This is a genomic window from Vibrio sp. 10N.222.49.C9 (assembly GCF_041474985.1).
GTDB lineage: Bacteria > Pseudomonadota > Gammaproteobacteria > Enterobacterales > Vibrionaceae > Vibrio > Vibrio crassostreae_C.
The window spans coordinates 1-392 of sequence record NZ_JBFRVD010000720.1 but is presented as its reverse complement, the minus strand read 5'-3'; the positions used below and the strand labels follow the sequence as shown (position 1 = coordinate 392).

Genomic DNA, 392 nt, shown 5'->3' with positions numbered 1-392 from the left:
TTTTTCGACAACCTTGCCCCACTGCTGCTGCAGTTCGGCATTACAAGGTACGGCTTCGGCTTGATAAGTAAGCTCGGAGGTCAGTTGCAGTTCGCGGCGCTGTGCGATCTCTTCCAATTGAGAGTGCAGTTCATTACACGCCACTTCGAGGTCTCCTTGCACTGGACTACGAACATCCAAAGAGAAAACCACATCACCAGGAATTACATTTACCGCACCAGGCTTCACATTGCACTTGCCTACGGTTGCAACCACATTGTGCTCTAAGCCATAGGTTTCTATGGTCGTTATCATCTCAGCAACCCCACATAACGCGTCCATACGCAAAGCATGTGGCACGGTACCAGCATGGCCCGCCATGCCCTTAACTGAAAAATGATAACGCTTAGCGC

At 50.5% G+C, this 392-nt stretch carries 1 protein-coding gene; it reads right to left on the bottom strand.

The genetic code is table 11. The annotated features are described in order from the left end of the window. Positions 1 to 392, bottom strand: a 392-nt coding sequence (locus tag AB4585_RS25250) for a peptidase dimerization domain-containing protein (RefSeq protein WP_372171512.1), incomplete at both ends; no start/stop codon positions are given.